Raw genomic sequence first — 1,920 nt, forward strand, 5'->3', positions numbered from 1 at the left:
CGGCGGACAGGCCGTGCACGGTCGTGTCGACCCCGGCGGTGAGCAGGGAGCGGACGACCAGGGGCGCCTGCTGCTCGGTGAGATCACCTCGGTCGGCGGCGGCCCAGATCCGGGGGCCGAAGCCGTCCTCGCCGAGCGCCTCTCGGGTGCACTGGGCGTTCACCCACGCCGAGAGTTCGGCGACGCGGTGCGCGTCGGCCTCCACCAGCTCGTTGCGCGGGCCGAAGGCGTTGAAGGCCATGTTCCCGTAGGGCAGGAGATGGTCGCGGTTCCCGGGCGGCAGGCCGACCGCGTCGGGGAAGACCCGCAGCGGGAACGCCCTGGCCAGCGCGGTGAAGGCGTCGAAGCGGGTGCCCTCGGCCAGTACGGCGTCGACCAGTTCCTCGGCGACCGTGTGCCAGGCGGTGCTCAGCCGGCGCAGCGCGGGCGGGGCGAGGATCTCGCGCAGGACCCGGCGTGGCGCGTCATGCGCGGGCGGATCGGCCTCCAGCAGCAGACTGGGCGCCCGCCAGGGCTTCTCGTGGCGGAAGTCGGCCAGGCCCACGCCCGCTCCGGACTCGTAGCTCTGCCAGTCGGCCAGTGCGGCGCGCACCTCCTCGTAGCGGGCCAGGGCGTGGACGTCGTAGCGCGAGAGGCGGACCACCGGGCCCGCCTCGCGCAGTGCGCGGTGCAGTGGCTCGGGGTTGCGCAGGTGCTCGGTGGCGAAGGGGTCCGCGTCGCTCGTGGGGGGCACCACGGACGGTGCCAGGGTGTCGGTCATGGCTGCTCCAGCGGTCAGCGCTGCTGAGCGTTCGGGGCGATCAGAGCGGTCGACAGGCGCGGGGATGGGAGGGGGCGCGGAGTTCACAGGTCCAGTACGAGGCGGTCGCCCCGGGAGCGGGACACGCACGGGAACATGCAGTCGTTGGCGGCCCGCTGATGGTCGGCGAGCACGGAGTCACGATGGTCGGGGACACCGTCCAGGACCGTGGTGAGGCAGGTGCCGCAGGTGCCCTGCTCGCAGGAGGACAGCAGATCGACTCCGGCGCCGCGCAGGGCCTGGAGCACGGAGATGTCGGGGGTGACGGTCACCGTGCGTCCGGTGCGGCGCAGCTCGACCTCGAAGGGCGTCTGGTGCACGGGCGCCGTGAGTTCGGAGGCGGTGAACCGCTCGGTGCGCAGGCTGTGGGCCGGCCAGTGGGCGCAGTGCTGCTCCACCGCGGCGAGCAGAGGGGCAGGGCCGCAGCAGTACACCTTGCGGTCCGGCACCGCGCGGCCCAGCCACGACGCCAGGTCCAGGAGCCCGTACTCGTCCTCCGGGACGAGGTGGACGCGCTCTCCGTGGGCCCGTGCCAGGTCGTCGGCGAACGCCATGGAGGCGCGGGTGCGCCCTCCGTAGAGCAGGGTCCATTCGATGCCGAGGAGTTCGGCCTGCTGGATCATCGGCAGGACCGGGGTGATGCCGATGCCGCCGGCGATGAAGAGATAGGTGCCGGCCGGCGCCTGGGGGAAGTTGTTGCGCGGGCCGCCCACTCCGACGGCGTCGCCGACGGCGAGCCGGTCGTGGACCTGGGCCGAGCCGCCGCGTCCGGCCGGCTCACGGAGCACGGCGACGCGGTAGGTGTGCGCGTCCCAGCGGTCGCCGCAGAGGGAGTACTGGCGGGTCACTCCGCCGGGCAGGATCAGGTCGATGTGGGAGCCCGGTGTCCAGTCCGGCAGGCGTCCGCCGTCCGGCCGGGCGAGCGTCAGGGACACCACGCCCTCGGCGACGGCGTCCTTCGCCCGGACCTCCAGCGTCACGGTGTTCGGCGCGGTGGCGCGCACGCGCGACGGGGCCGTAGCCAGGGCTGTGTCGGCCGGCGTGCCGACGGCCCTGCCGCCGGTGTGCCGATTGTCTGCGACCACGATGTCGCCTCCCGTCTGAGGAATGCAGGAAGGATG

Annotated in this window: 1 protein-coding gene and 1 pseudogene; both read right to left on the minus strand. The window is 73.6% G+C overall.

Features of this window, described 5'->3' with window-relative positions; genetic code table 11:
- Positions 1-760 (minus strand): annotated as a pseudogene (locus tag ACFRFC_RS38205) (cytochrome P450); the annotation flags it as partial.
- 83 nt (positions 761-843) lie between these two features.
- Positions 844-1,803 carry a PDR/VanB family oxidoreductase gene (locus ACFRFC_RS38210; protein ID WP_383112708.1) on the minus strand — a complete coding sequence of 320 codons (960 nt, stop codon included), beginning with the start codon at positions 1,801-1,803 and terminating at the stop codon, positions 844-846.
- Positions 1,804-1,920: the final 117 nt, after the last annotated feature.

The sequence above is a fragment of the Streptomyces sp. NPDC056734 genome, assembly GCF_042790455.1.
In the GTDB taxonomy this organism is placed as follows: domain Bacteria; phylum Actinomycetota; class Actinomycetes; order Streptomycetales; family Streptomycetaceae; genus Streptomyces.